At 64.4% G+C, this 23,673-nt stretch carries 23 protein-coding genes; 1 reads left to right on the top strand and 22 read right to left on the bottom strand.

Annotated elements, in window-relative coordinates:
• Positions 1–210: 210 nt before the first annotated feature.
• A complete protein-coding gene (gene murA / locus AC5Y42_RS22280) occupies positions 211–1,464 on the bottom strand; it encodes a UDP-N-acetylglucosamine 1-carboxyvinyltransferase (protein ID WP_499900741.1) in 1,254 nt (417 codons plus the stop codon).
• A gap of 59 nt (positions 1,465–1,523) precedes the next feature.
• Between murA and AC5Y42_RS22275 the strand changes: the two genes are divergently transcribed.
• Positions 1,524–2,114, top strand: a complete 591-nt coding sequence (locus tag AC5Y42_RS22275) for a cob(I)yrinic acid a,c-diamide adenosyltransferase (RefSeq protein WP_499900740.1) — start codon at positions 1,524–1,526, stop codon at positions 2,112–2,114.
• A gap of 5 nt (positions 2,115–2,119) precedes the next feature.
• Here AC5Y42_RS22275 and AC5Y42_RS22270 read toward each other — a convergent pair whose 3' ends face one another.
• From AC5Y42_RS22270 to lysA, 21 genes are all read right to left on the bottom strand, one after another.
• On the bottom strand, positions 2,120–2,563 hold the full coding sequence (locus tag AC5Y42_RS22270) for a DUF2550 domain-containing protein (protein WP_499891804.1): 444 nt from the start codon (positions 2,561–2,563) through the stop codon (positions 2,120–2,122).
• A 12-nt stretch (positions 2,564–2,575) separates the two neighbouring features.
• Entirely contained in the window at positions 2,576–2,941 is a 366-nt protein-coding gene (locus AC5Y42_RS22265; protein ID WP_499891805.1) for a F0F1 ATP synthase subunit epsilon, read from the bottom strand.
• A gap of 91 nt (positions 2,942–3,032) precedes the next feature.
• Positions 3,033–4,571, bottom strand: coding sequence for a F0F1 ATP synthase subunit beta (gene atpD, locus AC5Y42_RS22260; protein WP_499900739.1), 1,539 nt, complete (start codon positions 4,569–4,571; stop codon positions 3,033–3,035).
• A 25-nt stretch (positions 4,572–4,596) separates the two neighbouring features.
• Entirely contained in the window at positions 4,597–5,520 is a 924-nt protein-coding gene (locus AC5Y42_RS22255) for a F0F1 ATP synthase subunit gamma (RefSeq protein ID WP_499900738.1), read from the bottom strand.
• Positions 5,521–5,526: 6 nt separating this feature from the next.
• Complete coding sequence (gene atpA, locus AC5Y42_RS22250) at positions 5,527–7,176, bottom strand: F0F1 ATP synthase subunit alpha (RefSeq protein WP_499900737.1); 1,650 nt, start codon at positions 7,174–7,176, stop codon at positions 5,527–5,529.
• Between the two features lie 63 nt (positions 7,177–7,239).
• Positions 7,240–8,580, bottom strand: coding sequence for a F0F1 ATP synthase subunit B/delta (locus AC5Y42_RS22245; protein ID WP_499900736.1), 1,341 nt, complete (start codon positions 8,578–8,580; stop codon positions 7,240–7,242).
• Between the two features lie 5 nt (positions 8,581–8,585).
• Positions 8,586–9,104, bottom strand: coding sequence for a F0F1 ATP synthase subunit B (locus AC5Y42_RS22240; protein ID WP_499900735.1), 519 nt, complete (start codon positions 9,102–9,104; stop codon positions 8,586–8,588).
• 10 nt (positions 9,105–9,114) lie between these two features.
• Positions 9,115–9,369 carry a F0F1 ATP synthase subunit C gene (locus AC5Y42_RS22235; protein WP_065014437.1) on the bottom strand — a complete coding sequence of 85 codons (255 nt, stop codon included), beginning with the start codon at positions 9,367–9,369 and terminating at the stop codon, positions 9,115–9,117.
• A gap of 76 nt (positions 9,370–9,445) precedes the next feature.
• Positions 9,446–10,198 carry a F0F1 ATP synthase subunit A gene (gene atpB / locus AC5Y42_RS22230; protein ID WP_499900734.1) on the bottom strand — a complete coding sequence of 251 codons (753 nt, stop codon included), beginning with the start codon at positions 10,196–10,198 and terminating at the stop codon, positions 9,446–9,448.
• Positions 10,191–10,658 (bottom strand): ATP synthase subunit I, encoded by a 468-nt coding sequence (locus AC5Y42_RS22225; protein ID WP_499900733.1) that lies wholly within the window; start codon positions 10,656–10,658, stop codon positions 10,191–10,193. Before AC5Y42_RS22225 ends, atpB begins: the two co-directional genes overlap by 8 nt.
• 257 nt (positions 10,659–10,915) lie before the next feature.
• Positions 10,916–12,106: a glycosyltransferase family 4 protein gene (locus AC5Y42_RS22220; protein WP_499900732.1), complete on the bottom strand. Its 1,191-nt coding sequence runs from the start codon at positions 12,104–12,106 to the stop codon at positions 10,916–10,918.
• 35 nt (positions 12,107–12,141) lie between these two features.
• Positions 12,142–12,795 carry an L-threonylcarbamoyladenylate synthase gene (locus tag AC5Y42_RS22215; protein ID WP_499900731.1) on the bottom strand — a complete coding sequence of 218 codons (654 nt, stop codon included), beginning with the start codon at positions 12,793–12,795 and terminating at the stop codon, positions 12,142–12,144.
• On the bottom strand, positions 12,792–13,640 hold the full coding sequence (prmC, locus tag AC5Y42_RS22210) for a peptide chain release factor N(5)-glutamine methyltransferase (protein WP_499900730.1): 849 nt from the start codon (positions 13,638–13,640) through the stop codon (positions 12,792–12,794). Before prmC ends, AC5Y42_RS22215 begins: the two co-directional genes overlap by 4 nt.
• Positions 13,637–14,710 carry a peptide chain release factor 1 gene (prfA, locus tag AC5Y42_RS22205; protein ID WP_499900729.1) on the bottom strand — a complete coding sequence of 358 codons (1,074 nt, stop codon included), beginning with the start codon at positions 14,708–14,710 and terminating at the stop codon, positions 13,637–13,639. The genes prmC and prfA overlap by 4 nt, the downstream gene beginning before the upstream one ends.
• Before the next feature lie 86 nt (positions 14,711–14,796).
• Complete coding sequence (gene rpmE, locus AC5Y42_RS22200) at positions 14,797–15,054, bottom strand: 50S ribosomal protein L31 (RefSeq protein WP_499900728.1); 258 nt, start codon at positions 15,052–15,054, stop codon at positions 14,797–14,799.
• A gap of 156 nt (positions 15,055–15,210) precedes the next feature.
• A complete protein-coding gene (fadD1, locus tag AC5Y42_RS22195) occupies positions 15,211–16,815 on the bottom strand; it encodes a fatty-acid--CoA ligase FadD1 (protein ID WP_499900727.1) in 1,605 nt (534 codons plus the stop codon).
• A gap of 81 nt (positions 16,816–16,896) precedes the next feature.
• Positions 16,897–18,648, bottom strand: coding sequence for a transcription termination factor Rho (gene rho / locus AC5Y42_RS22190; RefSeq protein ID WP_499900744.1), 1,752 nt, complete (start codon positions 18,646–18,648; stop codon positions 16,897–16,899).
• 335 nt (positions 18,649–18,983) lie between these two features.
• Entirely contained in the window at positions 18,984–19,928 is a 945-nt protein-coding gene (gene thrB / locus AC5Y42_RS22185) for a homoserine kinase (protein WP_499900726.1), read from the bottom strand.
• The gene (gene thrC, locus AC5Y42_RS22180; protein ID WP_499900725.1) at positions 19,925–21,016 is read right to left on the bottom strand and encodes a threonine synthase; all 1,092 of its coding nucleotides are present in this window, start codon (positions 21,014–21,016) and stop codon (positions 19,925–19,927) included. Before thrC ends, thrB begins: the two co-directional genes overlap by 4 nt.
• Positions 21,013–22,338, bottom strand: a complete 1,326-nt coding sequence (locus tag AC5Y42_RS22175; protein ID WP_499900724.1) for a homoserine dehydrogenase — start codon at positions 22,336–22,338, stop codon at positions 21,013–21,015. The genes thrC and AC5Y42_RS22175 overlap by 4 nt, the downstream gene beginning before the upstream one ends.
• On the bottom strand, positions 22,325–23,671 hold the full coding sequence (gene lysA / locus AC5Y42_RS22170) for a diaminopimelate decarboxylase (RefSeq protein ID WP_499900743.1): 1,347 nt from the start codon (positions 23,669–23,671) through the stop codon (positions 22,325–22,327). Before lysA ends, AC5Y42_RS22175 begins: the two co-directional genes overlap by 14 nt.
• Between the last annotated feature and the right edge of the window lie 2 nt (positions 23,672–23,673).

Raw genomic sequence — 23,673 nt, 5'->3', positions numbered from 1 at the left:
CTGGCATCAAAAAACACCACACCCCCAACCACGGGGCGGCCAAAGGGCATGGCAAAAAAACAACAACAAACAAAAACCACCAAACACACTATTGAGTTCTCAAACAACACCCGTGAACAGGCAACCCTGCTACTATACTCCGCAGCACAGGCGCGGTCAACTCGAGGTCGTTCCGCTAAGTGGATCGACGAGAGTCGTTTAAAGTCCTGCTTATTCTACCCGCTCGATCTCCGCCCCGAGACTGACCAGGTTTTCCACAAACAACGGATAGCCGCGATCGATGTGGAAGACATCGTGCACTTCTGTGTCGCCGTCGGCCACCAACCCTGCGAGCACCAGACCCGCTCCCGCCCGGATGTCCGATGACCACACCGGCGCGCTGGACAGTTGCGGGATGCCGCGAACGACTGCGTGGTGTCCGTCGGTGCGGGCATCGGCACCGAGTCGGATCATTTCCTCGACGAACCGGAACCGCGCCTCGAACACGTTCTCGGTGATCATCGACGTGCCGTCGGCGATCGATGCCAGACCGATTGCCATCGGCTGCAGATCCGTGGGAAACCCGGGGAAGGGCAACGTTGCGACGTTCACCGCTTTGGGGCGCTCGTACTGCGCTACCCGAAAGCTGTCATTGGTCTGGGTAACGGTGGCGCCTGCGTCGTGCAGTTTGTGCAGCACGACCTGCAGATGCGCTGGATCGATGCCAGTCACCGAGATGTCGCCACGGGTCATTGCTGCCGCGATGCCCCAGGTCGCGGCAACGATCCGGTCCCCTATCACCCGGTGCTCGGTGGGATACAGCCGCGGCACGCCGGTGATCGTCATCGTCGGCGAACCCGCACCTTCGACCTGGGCGCCCATCTGGTTCAGCATCGTGCACAGGTCAACGACATCGGGTTCGCGCGCCGCATTGTGGATCGTGGTGACACCCTCGGCGACGACCGCGGCCATCAAAATGTTCTCGGTCGCCCCCACCGAGGGGAACTCCAACTGAATCTCTGCACCGCGCAACGTATCTGCATGGGCGACGACGCAGCCGTGCTCGATGTTGCAGTGCGCGCCCAACTGCCGAAGGCCGGCCTGGTGCATATCCAGCGGACGTGATCCGATGGCATCACCTCCGGGCAGCGCAACCTTGGCCCGTTTGCACCGTCCGACCAGGGGCCCCAGCACACAGACCGAGGCGCGGAACTGACGGACCGCGGCAAAGTCCGCGTCGTACTTCGGCTCGTCCGGGGAGGTGATGCGCACGGTTGACCCGGACAGTTCGACGGTGGCGCCCAGGCCGCGCAGCACTTCCGCCATCAGTGGGACATCGAGGATGTCCGGGCAGTTGGTGATCGTGCTGGTGCCCTCGGCCAGCAGCGTCGCGGCCATCAACTTCAGCACACTGTTCTTGGCGCCCCCAACAGCAACTTCGCCGGACAACCGGTTGCCGCCGGTCACCACGAAACGCTCAGCCACGCAAGTTAGTTTAATGAGCGGTACCGCGCGTGTCAGTCGGGCCGGTACCGTTTTGACCCATGGCCGTACACCTGACCCGCATCTACACCCGCACCGGCGACGACGGGACCACCGGGTTGAGCGATTTCTCGCGGGTGCCCAAGACTGATGCGCGGCTGGTCGCCTACGCCGACTGCGACGAGGCGAACGCGGCGATTGGCACCGCAATCGCGCTGGGTAATCCCGAGCAGCGAATAACCGACGTACTGCGGCAGATCCAAAACGACCTCTTCGATGCCGGCGCTGATCTGTCCACCCCGGTCGTCGAGAATCCGAAATACCCCCCGCTGCGGGTCGGCCAGCCCTACATCGACCGGCTGGAAGCGTGGTGTGACGAGTTCAACGAAAACCTGCCAGCGCTGAATTCCTTTATATTGCCCGGTGGCTCACCACTTTCGGCGTTACTGCACGTCGCCAGGACTGTCGTGCGCCGCGCCGAGCGCGCGGCGTGGGCAGCCGTCGACGAGCATCCGTCGGACGTCAGCACGCTGCCCGCGAAATACTTGAATCGCTTGTCCGACTTGCTGTTCATCTTGTCCCGGCTGGCCAACCCCGGCGGCGACGTGCTTTGGCGACCGGGCGGCGGGGAACCCGAGCCGCCCGCCAACTAAGAGCGTCAGGTGCTGCGGCGCCGCGCCCGCGGCGAGGGACGAGACTCCAGCCACGACAGAAACGCGGTCAATGCGCCTCGGTCAAGAGCGATTTCATATCCCCACCTACGGTCCTGGGTAGTGTCGCGTAGTTCCAGCACGACGATCTCTTCGGTCATGATGTCGAACTCGTCGCCGCGTGGTGAGCGTCGCGAGATGATCTCGATACCACGTCGGCTCAGCCGGCGATCAGGCCACAACCGAACACTGGACAGCCGATAGAACGCGGCCTCACCGCCGCGGTAACGGATTACCCCGTGCCGCCAACCATGTCCACCGGTGGCCGGGATGTCGCGCATGATGGCCGCCGTTCCGCCTTGGCGCAATTTCCACAGCCGATAACTCAGCGCAACGACAGCAACTCCCAGCACGGCGATGAGCACGACCATGGCGATCGTGGGCGCGCTCATCGGCCGCTGCCGCTAATCAAGCGCGCCGACGGCGCGCAATCTGGCTCGGCCCCTGGCTGCGGTACGTGGGTCGTCGGACTCGGAGTCCTGTTTAGCGGCGGCCTCGTCGATCTCTGATTCGAATTCGGCGGACTCCGCCAGAATGCTGACGCCTTCCTCGGTTACCGAGAGAAAGCCGCCGTCCACCGCGATGCGCAGATCGTCTTCGCCCTCGCGTTCGACACGCACCATGGCGTCATCGACCAGCTGGGCGACCAACGGGATATGCCTGGGCATGATGCCGATCTCGCCGACGGTGGTGCGAGTGAAGATGAACGTCCCCTTGCCAGACCAGATCTTCCGGTCGACGGCGACGATCTCGACGTCCAACTCGGCCATCTCACACTCGCCCTTCCCTGCTGAACCTGTTGCCGCTGACCCTTCGCCGTTGGCCGGACGTCATCAGTGGTGCCCAGCCGATCATCGCGGCCTATTCGCTCTTTTTGGATTCCTCGTCGGCGGCGTTGTCTTTTTTGGCGCTGTCCTTTTTCTCGCCGCCATTCTTCGATCCCCCGCCGTCCAGCTTTGCGCCGAAACTCTCAGCCTTCTTGGCCAAGTCGTCCAGGCCACCGATCAAGAAGAAGGCCTGCTCGGGAACATGGTCGAACTCGCCCTTAGTCAGCTTGTCGAAAGCCTCGATGGTCTCCTTGAGCGGCACGGTCGAACCGGGCTGGCCGGTGAACTGTTCCGCGGCCATCATGTTCTGCGAGAGGAACCGCTCGATCCGCCGCGCGCGCTGCACCTGTTGCTTGTCCTCCTCGGACAGCTCGTCGATTCCGAGAATCGCGATGATGTCCTGAAGGTCCTTGTAGCGCTGCAGGATCCGAATGACCTCTTGCGCGACGCGGTAATGCTCGTCGCCCACCACACCCGGATCGAGGATGGTGGAGCTCGACGCCAACGGGTCGACCGCGGGGAAGATGCCCTTGGAGAACACCGCCCGGCTCAGCTCGGTGGTGGCGTCGAGGTGAGCGAACGTCGTCGCCGGTGCGGGGTCGGTGTAGTCGTCCGCCGGGACGTAGACCGCCTGCATCGAGGTAATCGACTTGCCCCGCGTCGAGGTGATGCGTTCCTGCAACTCACCCATCTCGTCGGCCAACGTCGGCTGGTATCCCACCGCCGAGGGCATCCGGCCGAGCAGCGTCGACACCTCCGATCCGGCCTGGGTGAACCGGAAGATGTTGTCGATGAACAGCAGGACGTCCTGCCCCTCCTCGTCGCGGAAGTACTCCGCCATCGTCAGCGCGGACAGCGCGACCCGCATACGGGTGCCGGGCGGCTCGTCCATCTGACCGAACACCAGCGCGGTGTCCTTGAGCACGTCGGCTTCGCCGAGCTCAACCCACAGGTCGTTGCCCTCGCGGGTGCGCTCGCCGACACCGGCGAACACCGAAGTGCCACCGAAGTTTCGGGCGATACGGTTGATCATCTCCTGAATCAGCACCGTCTTGCCCACGCCCGCGCCGCCGAACAGTGCGATCTTGCCGCCACGTACATAGGGCGTGAGCAGATCGACGACTTTGAGGCCGGTCTCGAGCATCTCGGTGCGCGGCTCCAGCTCGTCGAATGCCGGCGGCTTACGGTGAATCGGCCAGTGATCGAAGTCCTTGCCGTAATCCTTATCGTCCAGGCAGTCGCCGAGCGCGTTGAAGACGTGGCCCTTGACGCCCTCGCCGACCGGCACCGAGATCGAGTTTCCGGTATCGATCACCTCGACGCCGCGCACCAGCCCGTCAGTGGGCTGCATCGAGATCGTGCGAACCAGATTGTCGCCTAGGTGCAACGACACTTCCAGCGTCAACGTTTTCGCGAGCTCTTTAAAAGTAACCTCGGCGTGCAGTGCGTTGAACAGCTCCGGCACGGAGCCCCGAGGGAACTCGACGTCGACCACCGGCCCGGTAACTCGCACTACGCGGCCGTTGGTGTCGGTCTTCTCTTTCTTCGCCGACTTTTGAGTGGTAGCAGCCATATCTTCTTCGCTTCCTGATGGGGTCTTAGCTAGCGGCCTCGGCGAGCGCGTTTGCGCCGCCGACGATTTCGCTGATTTCCTGAGTGATCTGACCCTGCCGCTCGCGGTTGGCCGCCAGCGTGAGTTCCTTGATGAGGTCGTCGGCGTTGTCGGTAGCCGACTTCATCGCCCGCTGACGTGACGCCAGCTCTGACGCCGCGGCTTCGAGCAGCGCCGCATACACGCGCGTGGTCAGGTAGCGCGGGAGCAGCGACTCGAACAGTGTGGTGGCGTCCGGCTCGAACGAGTACAGCGTGTGCAGCCCGGTGTCCTCCCCGACGTACTCGACCACCATCGGGGCGATCCGGTGTGCCTCAGCCGATTGCGACATCATCGACTTGAACTCGGTGGAGACGATGTGCAACTCGTCGACCCCGGCGATCTCGTCGGATCTACGCTCGTCACCGTTGTCGCCGGCCCCGGCCATGAAAGCATCCACGAGTGCGTCGGCGATCTCGACAGCATTCTCGTACTGCGGCTGCTCGGAGAACCCGGTCCACGACTCGACGATGTCCCAATTCCGGAATGTGTAGTAATTCAGCGCTTTCCGGCCGACGACGTAGAGTACCGGCGTCTTGCCCTCATCCCGCAATAAGGAGAACAGCTCCTCGGCACGCCGAAATACACTCGAATTGTAGGCGCCACAGAGGCCGCGGTCGGATGACACCACCAGAACGCCGGCCCGTGTGCGATCGGGACGCTCGACGAGCAGCGGATGATCCAGAGCCGCTTCGCTGGCCAGCGTGGTCAGCATCCCGGTGATCCCCGTGACATACGGGCGGGCCGACTCGAGGCGGGCCTGGGCCCTGCCGATACGCGACGTCGCAATCAGCTCTTGGGCTTTGGTGATCTTCTTGATCGACCCCGCGGAGCGGATCCGGCCCCGCAATTCGCGAAGGGTGGCAGCCATCCTCGATTACTTCTTCTTCTTCGGGGCGGGCTTGTGGACCTTGACCGCTTCTTTACCCAGGTCCTCTTCGTCGAGGGCTTCGACGTGCTCGTCGGGAACGACCGATCCACCACCGGTGGCCGCGAAGCCCTTCTTGAAGTTATTGACCGCCTCGGTCAGCTTGTCGGCGGACTCTTCGCTGAGCTTCTGAGATTCCCGGATCTCGGAAAGAATCTGCTCTTCGGAGGCGCGAACGTGGTCGAGGAACTCGGCCTCGAACCGGCTGATGTCTTCGACCGGGACCGAATCCAGGTGACCGGATGTGCCCAGGAAGATCGAAATTACCTGCTCCTCCACGGGCATCGGTCGAGCTTGCGGTTGTTTGAGCAGTTCGACCAGTCGCGCACCGCGCTCCAACTGTGCTTTGGAGGTGGCGTCCAGATCGGAGGCGAACGCCGCGAACGACTCCAGTTCGCGGTACTGCGAGAGATCCAAGCGGAGACTTCCTGCTACTTCTTTCATAGCTTTGATCTGCGCCGCGCCACCCACCCGTGACACCGAGACACCGACGTTGATGGCCGGGCGTACACCCTGGTTGAAAAGGTCGGACTCCAGGAAGCACTGCCCGTCGGTGATCGAGATGACGTTGGTCGGGATGTAAGCCGAGATGTCGTTGGCCTTGGTCTCGATGATCGGCAGACCGGTCAGCGAGCCGCCCCCCAACTCATCGGACAGTTTCGCGCACCGTTCCAGCAGCCGCGAATGCAGATAGAACACGTCGCCGGGATAGGCTTCGCGGCCCGGCGGGCGGCGCAGCAGCAGCGAGATCGCCCGGTAGGCCTCGGCCTGCTTGCTCAGGTCGTCGAACACGATCAGTACGTGCTTACCGTCGTACATCCAGTGCTGCGCAATCGCCGAGCCGGTGTACGGCGCAAGCCATTTGAAGCCGGCGGAATCCGACGCGGGCGCGGCGACGATCGTGGTGTAGTCCATCGCGCCGCCGTCTTCCAGAGTGCGGTGCACGGCGGCGATGGTGGTGCCCTTCTGGCCGATGGCGACATACACGCACCGCACCTGCTTTTCGGCATCCCCGGATTCCCAGTTTTGCCGCTGGTTCAGGATGGTGTCGACGCATACCGCCGTCTTGCCGGTCTTGCGGTCGCCGATGATCAGCTGCCGCTGACCGCGTCCGATGGGGGTCATCGAGTCGACTGCCTTGATACCAGTTTGCAGCGGCTCTTTGACGCCCTGTCGTTGCACCACTGACGGCGCTTGGATCTCCAGCGCCCTGCGAGTGTCGGATTCGATATCGCCGCGCCCGTCGATCGGGTGGCCGAGCGGGTCGACTACGCGCCCGAGGAAACCGTCGCCGACCGGCACGGAGAGCACTTCGCCGGTCCGCTTGACTTGTTGGCCTTCTTCGAGGTTTTCGAAGTCACCCAGGATCACTGCGCCGACGTTGTGTTCGTCGAGGTTGAGCGCGACGCCCAGTACCCCGCCGGGGAACTCGAGGAGTTCCTGGGTCATCACCGACGGCAGGCCCTCGACGTGCGCAATACCGTCGCCTGCGTCGACGACGGTGCCGACCTCCTCGCGGGCAGTGTCGGAGGTGAAGGAGCTAACGTATTCCTCGATCGCGCCCTGAATATCTTCAGCGGAGATTGTCAACTCTGCCATGGCTTTTCGTCTTCCTGCTTGTCGATTGTGGTATCTGGCGTGTGGTTCAGTCTGGTGAGTGCTTTAGTCCGGCAGCTGGTTCTCGGCTGCGGCGAGACGCGACGAAAGCGTACCGTCGATTACCTCGTCGCCGACCGAGATGGAAAGTCCGCCCAGCAGTTTGGGGTCGATCTGCATCTGCACCGTCACCGGGTGACCGTAGATCCGGCTGAGCACCTCGGTGACGCGGCTGCGTTGTTGATCACTGAGTTCGGCCGCAGCGCGGACGTGTGCGATGACCTCGCCGCGGCGAGCCACCGCGACTGCGGCCAGGCCATTGACCGCGTCTTCGGCCGTCTCGCCTCGCAGCAACTCAATCGTCTGGGCCAGCAACGCGGCCGCGATCGGGTTGACACGGCCGGTCGCGGTCTCGAGTACGTTGCGCAGCAACTGGACCCGGCCTTCGGCGGATGCGCTGTAATCGCCCAGCAGGACTGCCAACCTGGGCTCGGCATCGAGGATGCGGCTGAACCGGAAGATCTGATCTTCCACCACGTCAACCTGATCCGCCCGTTCGGCGCGCAACAACAATGCTTGCCGCGCAACGTGTTCGATGGCGTCGACGAGGTCGGAGTTGGTGGACCAGCGCACCGATACGGCGGTACGGAGTACGTCGAGCGTGGATTCGCCGACTTTGCCGGACACCAGTCGCTCGAGCAAGCGGACCCGGGCGGCGGCGTCCTCGGACGGCACGGTCAGATACCGGGTGACGACGACTTCACGGTTCAGCATGGTGGCGACCGATGCGAGTTCGTCGGCGAGCGTTGTCAGCTTCCTGTCGTCGAGGTCGTCGGCGGCTTCACCGAACCGGTCCGCCAGCTCCTTCAGCGCTCGACGGCTGGCTGACCGCATCTTGGCCAGCACCGGATATTCGACGGCAGCCTCAGATGGCGCCATCGCGTCGAGGTCGTCGAGAAAGCGGTCGACGGTGTCGGACTGCTGCGCCGAGTCGGCGACGTAGTCACGCACCAGGTCCCCGGCCCGCCGCACGGATTCGGCGCCGAAGTCCTGACGCAGCTGGCGAACCAGCTGCGCGCGCAGCAGCTCGACCTGCTTGGCGCCCTGCACTTTGATGCGCTCGACCTCGACGTCGGCCTGGGCCCGCAGTTGTTCGGCGATACGTTCGGCGTCCGCGTGGGCCTCTTCGGTGACCCGGTGCGCCTCCGCCTTCGCATCTTCCAACGCTTTGTTGTGCGCGTCGCTGGCTTTCGCCAGCTGTTCAGCGGCGGTCGCCGAATCCTCCAACTCTTTCCGCACCGTTTCTTGGCGGTCCACCATCAGCCTGCGCACCGGCGGCACGACAAAGCGCCACACCAACAACACGATGACAATGAACCCGGCCAGCTGTCCGAAAAACGTCAACATTTCGGTTACCGCCCCGCCCCGGTGACGGTGGTCGTGGCGGTGACCTCGACGCCGAGGATACGGCTGGCCAACGTCGTAGACATGCTCTCGACTTGAGAGCGCAGCTCCGCTGCCACAGCGTCGCCCTCTTGCTTGAGTTGCTCACCGGCGTCCTGCAACGTCGAGGACACCTGCTCTTCGGCGCGAGCGCGCATATCCTCGACGACCTTGCGGCCGTCAGCCCGGGCGTCGTCTCGGGCGGCCGAGGCCTCGACCCGGGCTTCGGACATCGCTTTCTCGTAGTCCTCCTGGGCAGCGGCGAACTGCTCGGCCGACTTCTTGTTGTCTGCCAGCGTCTTGGTGACCATGTTCTCGCGCTCATGCAGCACCCGCATGATCGGCGGCACAACGAAAGTGCCGATCACGCCGAGCACGATCAAGAAGATGATCAGCTCGACAAAGAAGGTGCCGTTGGGAATGAGGAAGTTGTTGCCTCCCTCGGCTGCCTGGTTGGTGGCCAGGGCAAAAGCGCTCATGTCACCCATTTTCTATTGATCAGGCGAGTGGGTTGGCGAAGACGAACAGCGCCATGAACGCCAGGTTGATGAAGTACATGGCCTCCACCAGACCGACGGTGATGAAGAACGGCGTGAACAACCGGCCCTGCGCCTCGGGCTGCCGGGCAACGCCGGAGATCAGCGCGTTACCGGCGATGCCATCACCGATGGCGGCGCCAACGGCACCGCCGCCCAAGATCAGTCCGCCGCCGATGAGCGCACCCATCGCGATTTGCGGATCTACTCCTGCCATTCCATACCCTCCTTGCTGGCTGGTAGCGGTCTACCAGTTTTCTGTCGTGGTCCTGCGCTCGGCGAGCCGGCCCTGTTTAGTCGTGTTCTTCCAACTCCATCGCCTGGGCGAAGTACAAGATAGTCAGCAGCGCGAAGATGAAGGCCTGGATCAACCCGACGAACAAGTCGAATGCCTTCCACACCGCGTTGGGCGCCCACAAGACATAGGGCGGGAACAGCGCGATCAGCGCCACCAGAATCCCACCGGCGAAGATGTTGCCGAAAAGCCGGAGCGACAACGAGACCGGCTTGGCGATCTCTTCCACCAGGTTGAACGGGGCCATGAAAGCGACGTGGCCCTTCAGCACTCTGAACGGGTGCCCCAGGATGCCGCGGCGCCAGAAGCCGGCTGCGTGGTAACAGATGAAGACGAACAACGCCAGCGCCAGAACGTAGTTGATGTCCGCGGCCGCTGAAGAGAGCAGCTCGCTGGCTTTCCCGTGCTCGTCCTTGTACTGCAAGGGAAGCACTGACAGCCAGTTCGAGATCAGGATGTAGATGAAGATCGTCACCGCCAGCGGCAACACGAACGGTGCGATCCGCATGCCGATTGCGGCTTCGATCTGGTTGCGCATGCCGATGGTGATCGCTTCGAAAAACAGTTGAACTCCGCCCGGCACCCCGCTTGAGGTGACTTTGGCCCGCAGGAAGAATGCCAATGCGATCACGATCACCGCGGCGATGGCACTCGACAGGATCGTGTCCGTGTTGACGGTCAGTCCGAACCAATCGGCCTTGTGATGCTCACCCACTTCGATTGCAGCATCGGCCAGGAGCGCCTTAGTCATCGCCGTCTCGCCTCCCCTCAGTGCCAGCACCGTCCAGCCCCAGGTCGGCGGTTCCCGCGCGTAGCTTTTTCCAAACCGGCAGAGCGGTGCTCAGTACTAGTAGCACCTGGAAAAGTGCAAGTCCGAACACCACACCGAGTCCCTCGGGCTTGAAGATGAAGGCGATTATCAGCCCGATCACGGAGATCACCAGCAGTCGGCCCGCCGAATTGACTGCCATCTTCGACTTGAGTGGGTTCGCGTCCGCGGTGATCGCCGTGACCGAACGCCGCACGCCGAGTGCGTTGAGCAAACCCACGAGAAGGCCGATCCCAAAGAACACGCCGACCATCAGATGGCCAAGTGACGCGCCGACGGCGATCGCCACGGCGGTCAGCGCAACGCAGATGACGAGCAGCCGAATCGGCCGGAATGCAACGGACGGAAACACCAACGGCGCATCCTGCGCTGGCGTTGTCACTGCTGCACCTCAGTCCTCGCTAGGTTGTCGGTGGCGACCGGTTGCGATCACCACGAGGGAGAGTTGCCTGGTTGAATGTTGCGTGGCCCGTTGAGCGTATCGGAGGGCTATCAGCACGCTCGCGTCACCCAAGGAATAGCTCCCCATGTCGGTCGTACAACGGCCGAATCAGACGTGAGTCCGACGGCCGGGTGGCCGGCAACCCGCGAGGTTTCTTCGGGTTCTAGCTGCACGGTACCACATCGGCGACGACTCTACTACTCCTCGTCGTAGAGGTCGCCGCGGCCGCGTAGCAACGGGATCAGCGTGGCGATGATCGCGACCGCAAGCGCGCCCAGCATCACCGCGCCGGTGTCACGCGGATCGAAAAAGATCGTGCTCGCAGCGCCGAACGCGACGATGCCCACCCACAGGTAAATCAGTAGGACCACGCGGCGGTGCGAATGGCCGATCTGCAGCAGCCGATGGTGCAAATGCATCTTGTCGGGGCTGAACGGGCTGAGTCCGGCCCGGGTACGCCGGATGATCGCCAACAGCATGTCCAGCGCCGGCACGAACATCACCGCCACCACCAACAGGAACGGCGACAACAGAGCAAACACGTCGCGCGCGCCATAAGCGTTCTGCGAGATCGGCCCCGCCGCCGTTGTCGACGCGGCGGCCAACATCAGGCCGATCAGCATCGAGCCAGAATCCCCCATGAAGATCCGGGCCCGGTAGAAGTTGTGCGGCAGAAAACCTAGACAGGCCCCGGCGAGGACCACCGAGATCACCGCCGGCGGATAGAACAGCACGTCGCCGCCATGGTCGCGCAGCATTCCGACCGAGAACATACAGAATGCCAACGCGGTGATCAGTCCCAATCCGGCGGCCAGTCCGTCCAGGCCGTCGACGAAGTTCATCGCGTTGATGATCGACACGGTCAATGCCAGCGTGAGCAGGATCGAGGAGACCTGGTCCAGCACGATGGTGCCGACCCCGCCGAGCGGGATGTACAGGACGCTCCAGGCCACCCCCATCGTGACCAGCACACTGGCCGCGGTGATCTGTCCTGCGAACTTGGTCAGCGCGTCCAGACCCCACCGATCGTCGATCAGGCCGATACCCACGATCACCGCGCCGGCCACCAGCACCGCCGGCATGCCCGAGGAGTACACGAAGCCGCGGGTGAGTGCGGGAAGCTGCGACGCGAGGAAGACGGCGGCCAAGACGCCCAGGTACATCGCCAACCCGCCCATCCGCGGTGTCGGCGTCACATGCACGTCGCGTTCGCGCGGGTAGGCGACCGCGCCGAACCGGGTGGCCAGCAGGCGCACTGGTCCGGTCGCGAAGTAGGTGATGATCGCGGCCGTCAGACCCACCAGAACCAGCTCGCGCAGCGGGACACCGGCGCCGCGATCAGACAGGGCGAGCAGACCGCCGGCAAGGCTGTCCACGTCGCTAGACATTCGCAAGACCGTACTCCACGCAGTTGCCGAGCAGGTTAGCCCGTCAAACTGCCCGGATCCGCGTCGAGTACCGCGGCGATAGCCTCGGCAGTGACCGGCCCCGGACGCACGATGCGCGGCGTAGGCGCCGTCAGGTCCAGAATCGTCGAGGCCGCCTGCTGCGCGGATGTGCCAGCGTCGAGATAGATCTCGACGAGATCTCCGAGTTGCCGACGGGCGTCATCGGCGTCGACGGCGGGCGGACTGCCGGAGACGTTGGCGCTGGACACCGCCATCGGCCCGACTTCGCGCAGCAACTCGATCGCCACCGGATGCAAGGGCATCCGCAGCATCACGGTGCCCCGGGCGTCGCCGAGGTCCCACTGCAGCGACGGGGCCTGCTGGATGACCAGGCTCAGCGCGCCGGGCCAGAACGCGCGGATCAGTTTGCGAACTTCCTGCGGAACGGTCAGGGCCAGGCCGTCGATGGTGTTCCAGGAACCGACCAGTACCGGCACCGGCATATCGCGGCCACGGCGCTTGGCCGAAAGCAGCGCCGCCACCGCTGCACCGTCGAATGCGTCAGCGCCGATGCCGTAGACGGTGTCGGTCGGCAACACCACCAGCCGGCCGTTCTTGACCGCCCCGGCGGCCGCCGCGATCCCGCGGGAACGCTGGCCCGGATCGGCGCAGTCGAAGCGCTCACTCATGCGCCGTTCCTTCTGCGCGCAGTCACGAACCTCGGGCGGCCGGCTAAATCTTCTCGTGCGACGACATCATCGAAAAGCATTGTGTCGGTGATCAGTTGGGCAGTGTGCTGCGATGTTGTGTCGTCGTGCTCGACCGCGATCAAACCGCCCGGCCGCAGCCACCGTGCGGCAAGACCGACGACCCCGGTGATCACCGTCATGCCATCCGGACCACCGAAGACCGCATGCTCCGGATCATATTGGGAAACCTCGGGTTCCACCGGCGTGCCGTCGGGAACATAGGGCGGGTTGGCGACGACGAGGTCGACCTGGCCGTCGAGCTCTGGGAGCAGGCCCGGGACGGTGACGTCGGCGCGTACGAGTTCGACCGCGGTGTCCGTCGCATTCCCACGCGCGTAAGCCAGTGCCGTATCGGTGTCGTCGATTCCCAGCACCCGCGCCGCCGGCCAGTACCGTGACAGGGCGACGGCCAATGCCCCCGATCCGGTACAGACATCGACGATGATCGGATTGGCGGGAAGACGTTGCGCGATAGCCCATTCCAATAGGGCTTCGGTTTCAGGCCGCGGAATGAACACGCCAGGGCCGACGCGAAGGGTTACCGGCCCGAAGTCCACGCTGCCGGTGAGGTGCTGCAGCGGCACCCGGCGCGAACGCTCGGTGATGACCGCGTCATAACGGGCGAAGAAATCGTCATCGGGTGCGTCGAGCAGCGCCAGCCGTCCACGTTCGCTACCCACCAGATGCGCAGCTAACTGTTCGGCATCGTAACGGGCAGAATCGATTCCGGCATGTGCTAACACAACTACAGCGGAGTCGATCGCACGCCGCAGTCGAGTTGTCATGGCTGTTGCAACCGGGTCTGCCGGTCAGCAGCACTCAGTGCGTCGAACAGCGCGTCGAGGTCGCCGTCGAGAACTTGGTCGAGATTGTGTGCCTTGAACCCGATTCGGTGGTCGGTGACCCGGTTCTCCGGGAAGTTATAGGTGCGGATCCGTTCGCTGCGGTCGACAGTGCGGATCTGACTGGCCCGGTCGGCCGATGCGTCAGCCAGCGCCTGCTCCTCGCGCATCGCCTGGAGCCGGGCCGCGAGGACCTGCAGGGCGCGGGCCTTGTTCTGCAGCTGGGACCGCTCGTTTTGGCAGGTGACCACGATGCCGCTAGGCAAGTGGGTAATTCGCACCGCGGAGTCGGTGGTATTAACGCCTTGGCCGCCCTTGCCCGACGAGCGGTAGACGTCGATTCGCAGGTCCGACTCATCGATCTGCACTTCGCCGACTTCTTCGGGTTCCGGATACACCAACACGCCGGCTGCAGAAGTGTGGACGCGCCCTTGGGATTCGGTCACCGGAACCCGCTGGACCCGGTGCACTCCGCCCTCGAACTTCATCCGCGACCACACGCCGTCGGCGGAGTCGCCCTTGCTGGCAATGGTTAAGGTGGCGTCCTTGTATCCGCCGAGGTCGGACGTGGTCTCGTCGAGCACGGTAACCGTCCAGCGGTGCCGCTCGGCATAGCGGATGTACATTCGCGCCAGGTCGGCGGCGAACAGCGCGGATTCTTCGCCGCCCTCCCCCGATTTCACCTCGAGCACGATGTCGTCGGCGTCGTGCGGGTCACGAGGCGCCAGCATGTCGGTGAATTGGGTTTCCAGCTCGGCTGCCCGCGCTTCGAGGTCGGTGGCTTCAGCGGCGAACGACTCGTCGGAAGCGGCCAGCTCCCGCGCGGCCTCCAGGTCGCCACGCACCGTCGCCAGCTTGCGGTGAGTCGCCACGATCGGCGCCAGCTGGGCAAACCGCCGACCGACCTTGCGGGCATCGGCGGGATTGCTGTGCAGCGCGGGGTCGGCCAAGCGGCGCTCGAGTTCGGCGTGTTCGGCCAGCAGCGCATCGATGGCTTGGACGCTTTGCGTCATGCTGGCCCCTTTCCGCAGTGCCACCGACCCGAACACAAAACGACGCCCGACCTGTGCGGGTTCCGCGACAGGTTCGGGCGTCGGTGCTACTTGTCGGCTTCAGCCTGCTCGGTCTTGGCTTCCTTCTCGGCGCCGGCCTTGCGCTTGCCGTAGCGCTTCTCGAAGCGGGCCACCCGGCCGCCGCTGTCCAGGATCTTCTGCTTGCCGGTGTAGAACGGGTGGCACTGCGAGCAGACCTCGACCACAATGCGGCCGCTTTCCTTGGTGCTGCGGGTCTGGAACGTATTGCCGCAACCGCAGACCACGGTGGTCTCGCCGTATGCGGGATGAATGTCAGATTTCATGATTTCCTCTGCAATCGTCGGCCGCCGGGTCGCCCGCATCACATCGGCGATGGGACGTGAACCGGAACCTGAGGTGTCGGCGGTTGATTATGCCAGGTCAGCCGCCCTCATCCCAAACGCAGGGATGGTCCCGGACATTCCCGGGCACCGGTTCGCTCAACCGGCGCCGGCTCGGTAGTCGTCTCGATCCGCGATGGCATAGGCGTGGCCGCGTCCGATCCGAGTCCACAGCTGCCCGCCCTCGGGGGCGGCGCCGCGCGCCCGCAATTCCCGTTTGAGGATCTTGTTGGTTGCCGTGCTGGGCAGGCTATCGGTGATCCAGACACGACGCGGCCACGCCTTGGGCGACAAGTCGGGTTGCCTGCCCAGGAATTCGCCGAACGCCTCGGGCGTCAGCTCGGCGTCATCCGCCAGCACGACGGCGGCCATCACCTGGTCGCCGACCTGCTCGTCGGGCACGGCGTAGACGGCGACTTGGCTGATGGCCGGCACCCGTTGCAGGATCCGCTCGATCGGCGCGGTCGTCATGTTCTCGCCGTCGACACGCAGCCACTCCCCGCTGCGACCGGCGAAGTAGATCCAGCCCTCCGCGTCGCGGTAGGCCAGGTCGCCCGACCAGAACATGCCGTCCCGCAACCGCGCGCCGGTGGCATCCGGGTCGTTGTAATAGCCTGCGAACATCCCGGCGCCGGACGTGTTGACCAACTCGCCGATGGCTTCCTCGGCGTTGGACAATGCGCCGTCGTCGTCGAAGGCGGCCACCGGGCATTCGCTGTGCGTGTCGGGGTTGTAGATGGCCACGCCGGGAAAGCCGCGGCCCAGCGAACCGGGCGGGCATCCGTCCTCGCGGGTGATGATGATGGCGCCCTCGCTGGAGCCGAAGCCGTCCCACACCGTGCAGCCGAAGCGCCGGCCGAACTCGGCGATGTCGCGATCGCTGGCCTCGTTGCCGAATGCGACGCGCAGCGGGTTGTCGTGATCGTCGGGTTGCTCAGGCGTGGCCAACACATAGGCCAGCGGCTTACCGACGTAGTTCATGTAGGTCACGCCGTAGCGGCGAAGGTCGGGCAGCAAACCGGACGCCGAGAAGGTTGCGGGCACCATCGCCGCACCCGAGCCGGCGGCCACGCTCCACCCCGCCAGTAAACCGTTGGAGTGAAACAGCGGCATCGACAAATAGCAGACACCGGAGGCGTCGACCCCGAAACGCTCGATGAGCGACGCGCCGGCGAATAGCACGGTCAGATGCATGACCTGTACCGCCTTGGGTTCGCCGCTGGTACCTGAGGTGAAGATCATCATGAACGTGTCGGTCGCAGCGACCTCCCGGTACGGGGTCAGCGAGCCGGCCGCATCCCGCACCGCCGACCAGTCGCTGCTCGAGGTGTCCAGCACCTGCACTCCGGGCAGGTCCAGGCCGTCGAGCAGCGCGCGGTGTGCGGAATCGGTGAGAAGTATCTGGCAATCGGCGCGCAGAATGTCTCGGGCCAGGGAGTCGCCGCGGCGGGTGTCGTTGACGCCGCACAGCACATAACCGCCGAGGGCGGCGGCCGCCATGGCGGTGAGCATCTCGGGGGTGTTGCCCAACAACGCGCCGACATGCATCGGTCGGTCCGGATCGGCGATGCCGATCAGCGCGGCAGCGGTCGCCGAGGCATCCGCCAGATGTTCACGCCAGGTCCACACCCGGTCGCCGTATTTCACCGCTGGAGCGTCGTCGGCAACCCGTTCGCGCAGCAGTTGCTGAAGAGTGTCCGCCACGACCTCCCACATTACCGACGCGACGTCGTTTGCTTGCCGGCACGGCCGTGCGCCTCGTCACCGTCGATGTGCTACGTCCGGTCAGTCGTTGTCTGAGCCGCCCGGCGTCGTCTTGGACACCTGCACCAAAAACTCGTAGTTGGTCTTGGTTTTCCGTAGCTGCGACATCAGCAAGTCGATGGCTTGGTGGGAATCCAGCCCCGACAGCACGCGGCGTAGCTTGTGCACAATTCCGAATTCGTCGGGCGACAGCAGCAGTTCGTCTTTGCGCGTACCCGATGGGTTCACGTCGACTGCCGGGAACACCCGCCGTTCGGAGATCTTACGGTCTAGCTTGAGCTCGGCATTGCCCGTACCCTTGAACTCCTCGAAAATGACTGTGTCACCGGTGGATCCGGTCTCCACCATCGCAGTGGCGATGATGGTCAGCGAGCCGCCTTCTTCGATGTTGCGGGCGGCGCCGAGGAAGCGCTTGGGCGGGTAGAGGGCCGTGGAATCCACACCACCGGACAGGATGCGGCCCGAGGCCGGCGACGCGTTGTTGTAGGCGCGTCCCAGGCGGGTGATCGAGTCCAGCAACACCACAACGTCTTTGCCCTGTTCGACAAGCCGCTTGGCACGTTCGATGGCAAGCTCTGCGGCCTGGGTGTGATCCGACGGCGGGCGGTCGAACGTCGAGGAGATGACCTCGCCCTTGACCGAACGCTGCATGTCGGTGACCTCCTCAGGTCGCTCGTCGACGAGCACGACCATGAGATGGCATTCCGGGTTGTTCTTGGTGATCGCGTTGGCGATGTCCTGCAGGATCGTGGTCTTACCGGCCTTGGGCGGCGACACGATCAGCGCACGCTGACCCTTACCGATCGGCATGATCAGGTCGATGACCCGGGTGGTGAGCCGGTCGGGGGTGGTTTCCAGCCGAAGCCGCTGATTGGGATACAACGGAGTCAGCTTGGTGAAATCGGGACGCTTTTTGGCGTCCTCGACCGGTCCGCCGTTGACGGTGTCCAATCGGACCAACGGGTTGAACTTCTGCCGCTGATTGGGCTGTTCACCGTCCTTCGGTAACCGCACAGCGCCGGTCACCGCATCGCCGCGCCGTAAACCGTTCTTGCGCACCATGTTCATCGAGACATAGACGTCGTGCGGACCGGCGAGATAGCCGGACGTGCGCACGAACGCGTAGTTATCGAGCACGTCCAGGATGCCGGCCACCGGCTGGACGACGTCGTCCTCGCGCAGTTCGGCTTCGCCGCCGTCGCCCGACCGTTCGCCGCGGCGCCTCCGTTCGCGGAACCGGCGGCCTCGTCGGCCCTGGCGGCCGTCGCCGTCGTCGTCGTTACCGCGGTTCTGTTGGCCGCCGCCGTCTCGTTGGCCCTGGTCGCCGACTTTGTCCGAATCGCGCTCGTCGGTCTTCGCGTCCTGTTGACCACGTCCGCGCTTGTCCGCGTCGTCCTGCTCGGCTTTGTCACCCTGCTTGTCCTGCTCGGGCGCATCGTTGGCGGGTGAACCCGCTTGGCGTGAGGCGCCGCGGCGTTCCCGGCGCGGTGTCTCGGACTCGGAGGAGGCTGCGGTTTGGTCGGCCGAGTTGTCGTCGCCGGATTTGCCACTTTCACCCGCGCTGTCCGACGCACCATTGGTACGCCCGCGGGTTTCGCGGATCGCGGCAATCAGTTCGTTTTTGCGCATCCCGGATGTGCCTTTAACGCCTACCCGATTGGCCAGCGCGCGCAGTTCGGGCAGCACCATCGTCGACAGCGAACCGTCCGACTCCTTATTGGCATCCACCGCCGACGCCGCTTCGTCTGAGGCGGCGGGAGTGTTTGTGGTCACGGGATTCGACAGCTTCTGGTCGTCAGTGCTGTCGCCAGCCGTGATGAGGTCCGTATCAGTCACGGATTTCCTTTCTTTCCCTCACTGATCAGATCAAGTGAGGGGTACGTAGCATTCAGCCAAATCGCCGAGTGCTGCCAACCATCGACTCTGCAACGGTGATCACCACGATCGGCGGTATATATGGCGAACCATCGTCCATGAGAAGAATTGGTGGTCGTCCTAGCCGCAATCCAGTATTGATGCAGATGCAGATGCTGCGATTGGCTGGACGGCTCCGAGGATAACCCGCTTTGTGGTCGGAAGCAAGAAACCCCCGCCCTGGCCTGTTGGGGTCAATTGGAGGCGGCAACGCCGGCGCTCCAGCGAACTCCGTCGCCGACGGTCATCTCGTTGACAGCGAACCCATTAACGAGGCCGTACTCAACGGCCTCAGCGGGCAACTCCGGCTCCGTACTCAACGCGATCACCGCAGGTCCGGCACCGGAAAGCACAGCTGGAATACCACAACGCCGCAACAACCGAAGGTATTCCGCAGATGTCGACATCGCGGGGGCACGCTGCGGCTGGTGCAGCACATCCTCAGTAGCCATCATCAGCAGATCGGGGCGCTCGGTGAGCGCGACCACCAACAGTGCTGCGCGGCTGATGTTGAAGCGGGCGTCATCGTGGCTGACCTGGGTGGGAAGCAGCATCCGTGTCTCGGCGGTGGAGGAGCGATCTTCGGGAATCGCGGGAAACAAGTGGATGTCGGGATGAAGTCGCAACCGTACCGCCGCGTATCCCGGCGGATTGCAGCTGCGGTCGATCCACGACACCACTGCGCCACCCAGGACGGAGGCCGCGGCGTTATCGGGGTGGCCTTCGAATTCCGACGAAAGCTGGATGAGTTGGGCCTCACTCAGGGGCGTCGAATCCGCTTGCGCCAGAAGGCCATTAACCGACGCCAAGCCGCCGACCACGGCCGCCGCAGATGAGCCGAGGCCGCGAGAGTGTGGAATGACATTGCGGCATCGCACCACCAAGCCGGGCGCACTGACGCCCGCCGCCCGCAGTCCGCATCGGATGGCTCGAACCACCAGGTGACGTGCGTCCCGGGGAAGCTGATCGGCATCCTGACCTTCGACCTCAACCTGCACGCCGGAATCTGTTGTCTCTACGATGATTTCGTCATAGACACTCAACGCCAAGCCCATGCTGTCGAAGCCCGGGCCAAGATTGGCGCTCGACGCCGCAACGGAGGCGCTCGCCAGCAGCCCGGCAGGCAGCATTTGAGTCATGCCAGCCCCAACTTTGCGACGACGGCTACCGGATCCACCGGCACGGCCGAGACGCTCGGCATGTCCTTCAGCGCGGTGTCCGGATCTTTGAGGCCATTGCCCGTCACCGTGCATACCACCGTCGATCCACGCGGCACCCAGCCGTCCTCGATCGATTTGAGCAGACCGGCGACGCTGGCAGCAGATGCGGGTTCGACGAACACACCTTCAGCGCGCGCCACCAAGTGATAGGCAGCGAGAATCTCGTCGTCGGTGGCGGCCAAGAAGCGTCCATTGGATTGTTGTTGCGCCTCGACGGCCGACGACCACGACGCAGGCGAGCCGATCCGGATCGCCGTCGCGATGGTGTCCGGGTGCTTCACCGGTTCCCCCAACACCAGCGGCGCCGCACCGGCCGCCTGGGTGCCCAACATTCGCGGCAGTCTATCGGTGATCCCCTGCCGGTGGTATTCGTTGTAGCCCTTCCAATATGCGGTGATGTTGCCGGCATTGCCGACTGGGAGCGCGTGTACGTCCGGCGCGCTACCCAACGCATCGACGATTTCAAAGGCGGCGGTCTTCTGTCCTTCGATGCGTACCGGGTTGACAGAGTTGACCAAGGAGATCGTCGGGAAGTCGGCCGCCATCTTGCGGGCAAGTTCCAGACAGTCGTCGAAGTTGCCGTCGATTTGAATGATCTTGGCGCCGTGCATAACTGCCTGAGCCAGCTTGCCCATCGCGATCTTGCCCTGCGGTATCAACACCGCACAGGTGATGCCCGCGCGCGCAGCGTATGCGGCCGCCGACGCCGAAGTGTTGCCGGTCGACGCGCACAGCACGGCCTGCTTGCCGCGGGCCACCGCATCGGTGACCGCCATCGTCATACCGCGGTCTTTGAACGAGCCGGTCGGGTTGAGACCCTCGACCTTCAAATGCACTGTGCAGCCAGTCTGCTCGGACAGCGTAGTTGCGTAAATCAACGGGGTGCCGCCCTCGAGCAACGTGACCGGCGTCCAGTCATCGCCGACCGGCAACCGGTCGCGGTAGGCCGCGATCACGCCCGGCCAGGGCCGGTGCGTGCCGGTCTTGGCGGCGCTGGTGGGACTCATGCGCTGGTTCCTTCCAGTCGCAGCACGCTGGCCACAGCCTGGACCGCATCCAAACCGGCCAGCGCGGCGACAGTTTCCGACAAAGCGCTGTCGTTGGCCCAGTGGGTGACGACCACGACGCGTGCTCCGACCCGCTGGCCGTCGTCGTCGACGACCCCTTCCTGGCGGACCTCGGCGATACTGACTTCGCGTTTGGCGAACTCAGCTGCAACCGAAGACAGTACGCCCGGCTCGTCGGTGACGTTCATCCTGACGTAATAGCGAGTCGAGATGAGGCCCATCGGGGCGATCGGCAGTTGGGCATAGCGGGACTCGCGCGGGCCGCGGCTGCGCATGACCCGGTTGCGGGCGGCCATCACCAAGTCGCCGGTCACCGCCGACGCGGTGGGCGTTCCGCCGGCGCCCTGACCGTAGAACATCAGCCTGCCGGCGGCTTCGGCCTCGACGACCACGGCGTTGAATGCGCCGTTGACGGTGGCCAGCGGATGCTCGAACGGCACCAGCGCGGGATACACCCGTGCTGAAACCCGTTGCTTTTCGCCGGCGCGAGTAATGCGTTCACAGATCGACAACAGCTTGATGGTGCAGCCCAGGGCCCGTGCGGCCGCGAAGTCGTCGGGGGTGACCTTGGTGATGCCTTCGCAGTAGACGTCATCGGCGGTAACCCGGGTGTGGAACGCGATCGACGCCAAGATCGCGGCTTTGGCGGCGGCGTCGTAGCCTTCGACGTCGGCGGTGGGATCGGCCTCGGCATATCCCAGCGCGCTCGCGTCGGCCAGTGCACTCGCGTAGTCGGCACCGGTCGAATCCATCTCGGAGAGGATGTAGTTGGTGGTGCCGTTGACGATGCCGGCCACCCGTTGCACCGTGTCCCCGGCCAGCGACTGGGTCAGCGGGCGGATGACGGGGATCGCACCGGCCACAGCCGCCTCGAAATAGAGGTCCACGTTGGCGCTTTCGGCTGCCTGCGCCAGCTCCCCGGTGGAGGTCGAGAGCAGAGCCTTGTTGGCGGTGACCACGGATTTACCGCGTTCGAGCGCCGACAGGATCGCCTTACGGGCGGGTTCGACCGGTCCCATCAGTTCGATGACGATGTCGACATCTTCACGCGAGACCAGTTCTTCGACGTTGTCGGTGAGCAGCTCGACCGGAACACCCCGGTCGGCGGCGACCCGTCGCACACCGATACCGCGCAGCGCCAGCGGCGCGCCGATCCGGGCCGCGAGGTCATCAGCACTGTCTTCGATGATCCGGACGACTTCGCTGCCGACGTTGCCCAGTCCCAGTACCGCTACCCCGACGGGCGTTTCAACTCCGCTCACGACTCACCTCCAGACACAGTAGATCGTCGACCGTCTCCCGGCGCAGGATTAGCCGAGCCTGCCCGTCACGCACCGCTACGACCGCGGGACGGCCAATCAGGTTGTAGCGACTCGACAGCGAATAGCAGTACGCGCCGGTCGCTGCGACGGCCATCAGGTCACCCGGTCGCAAGTCGGCCGGTACCCAGGTGTCGCGGACGACAATATCGCCACTCTCACAATGTTTTCCGACGATACGAGCCAGCGTCGGCGGGGCGTCGCTGGCGCGGGAGACCAGCCGAACGTCGTACTCCGCCCCGTAGAGCGAAGTGCGAATGTTGTCGCTCATGCCGCCATCGACGCTGACGTAACAGCGGTGTGCAATCGCACTCACATCGACGTCTTTGACGGTGCCGACCTCGTAGAGGGTGATGGTCCCCGGCCCGGCGATGGCACGTCCGGGTTCGACGATCAGCCGCGGTGCGGGCAAGCCCACCGCCGCCGATTCGTTGTGCACAATCGTGCTGAGCTTTGCGGCCAGATCTTGTATTGGCGGCGGATCGTCGGGTGGGAGATACGAGATACCCAGTCCGCCACCAAGATCGACGATGGACATCTGCGCGGTCTTCTCGACGCCGAACTCAGCCACCACGTCGCGCAGCAGCCCGATGACGCGGTGCGCGGCCAACTCGAACCCGCCGACATCGAAGATCTGCGAGCCGATGTGACTGTGCAGGCCGACCAGCCTGAGGTGATCGGCGGCAAACACCCGGCGCACCGCGGCCATCGCCGCACCGTTGGCCAGCGAGAGCCCGAACTTCTGGTCCTCGTGTGCCGTGGAGATGAATTCGTGGGTGTGCGCCTCCACGCCGACGGTGACCCGGACCAGAACGTCCTGAACGACGCCGGCCTCGCCTGCGATCGCGTCGAGACGTTCGATCTCGGTCATCGAGTCCAGCACGACATGACCAATTCCGGCCTTGACCGCCGCGGTCAACTCGGCCACTGATTTGTTGTTGCCGTGCAGGGCGATCCGCTCAGCGGGGAAGTCGGCGTGTAATGCGACGGCCAATTCCCCGCCGGTGCACACGTCGAGCGACAGCCCCTCTTCGTTGATCCACCGCGCGATCTCGGTGCACAGGAACGCCTTGGCGGCGTAGTGCACGTTTGCCCCGCCGCCGAATGCTGCCGCGATCTCTCGGCAGCGCGAACGGAAGTCATCTTCGTCGATGATGAACAGCGGCGTGCCGTACTCGCCAGCCAGCTCAGTCACTTTCGTCCCAGCGAGACTGACTACGCCGTCGTCGCCGCGAGCCACGTTGCGCGGCCACACATTCGGCGCCAGCTGCAGCATCT

This window comes from Mycobacterium sp. NGS48 (assembly GCF_059812585.1).
This window is presented reverse-complemented; position numbering and strand designations above follow the sequence as displayed.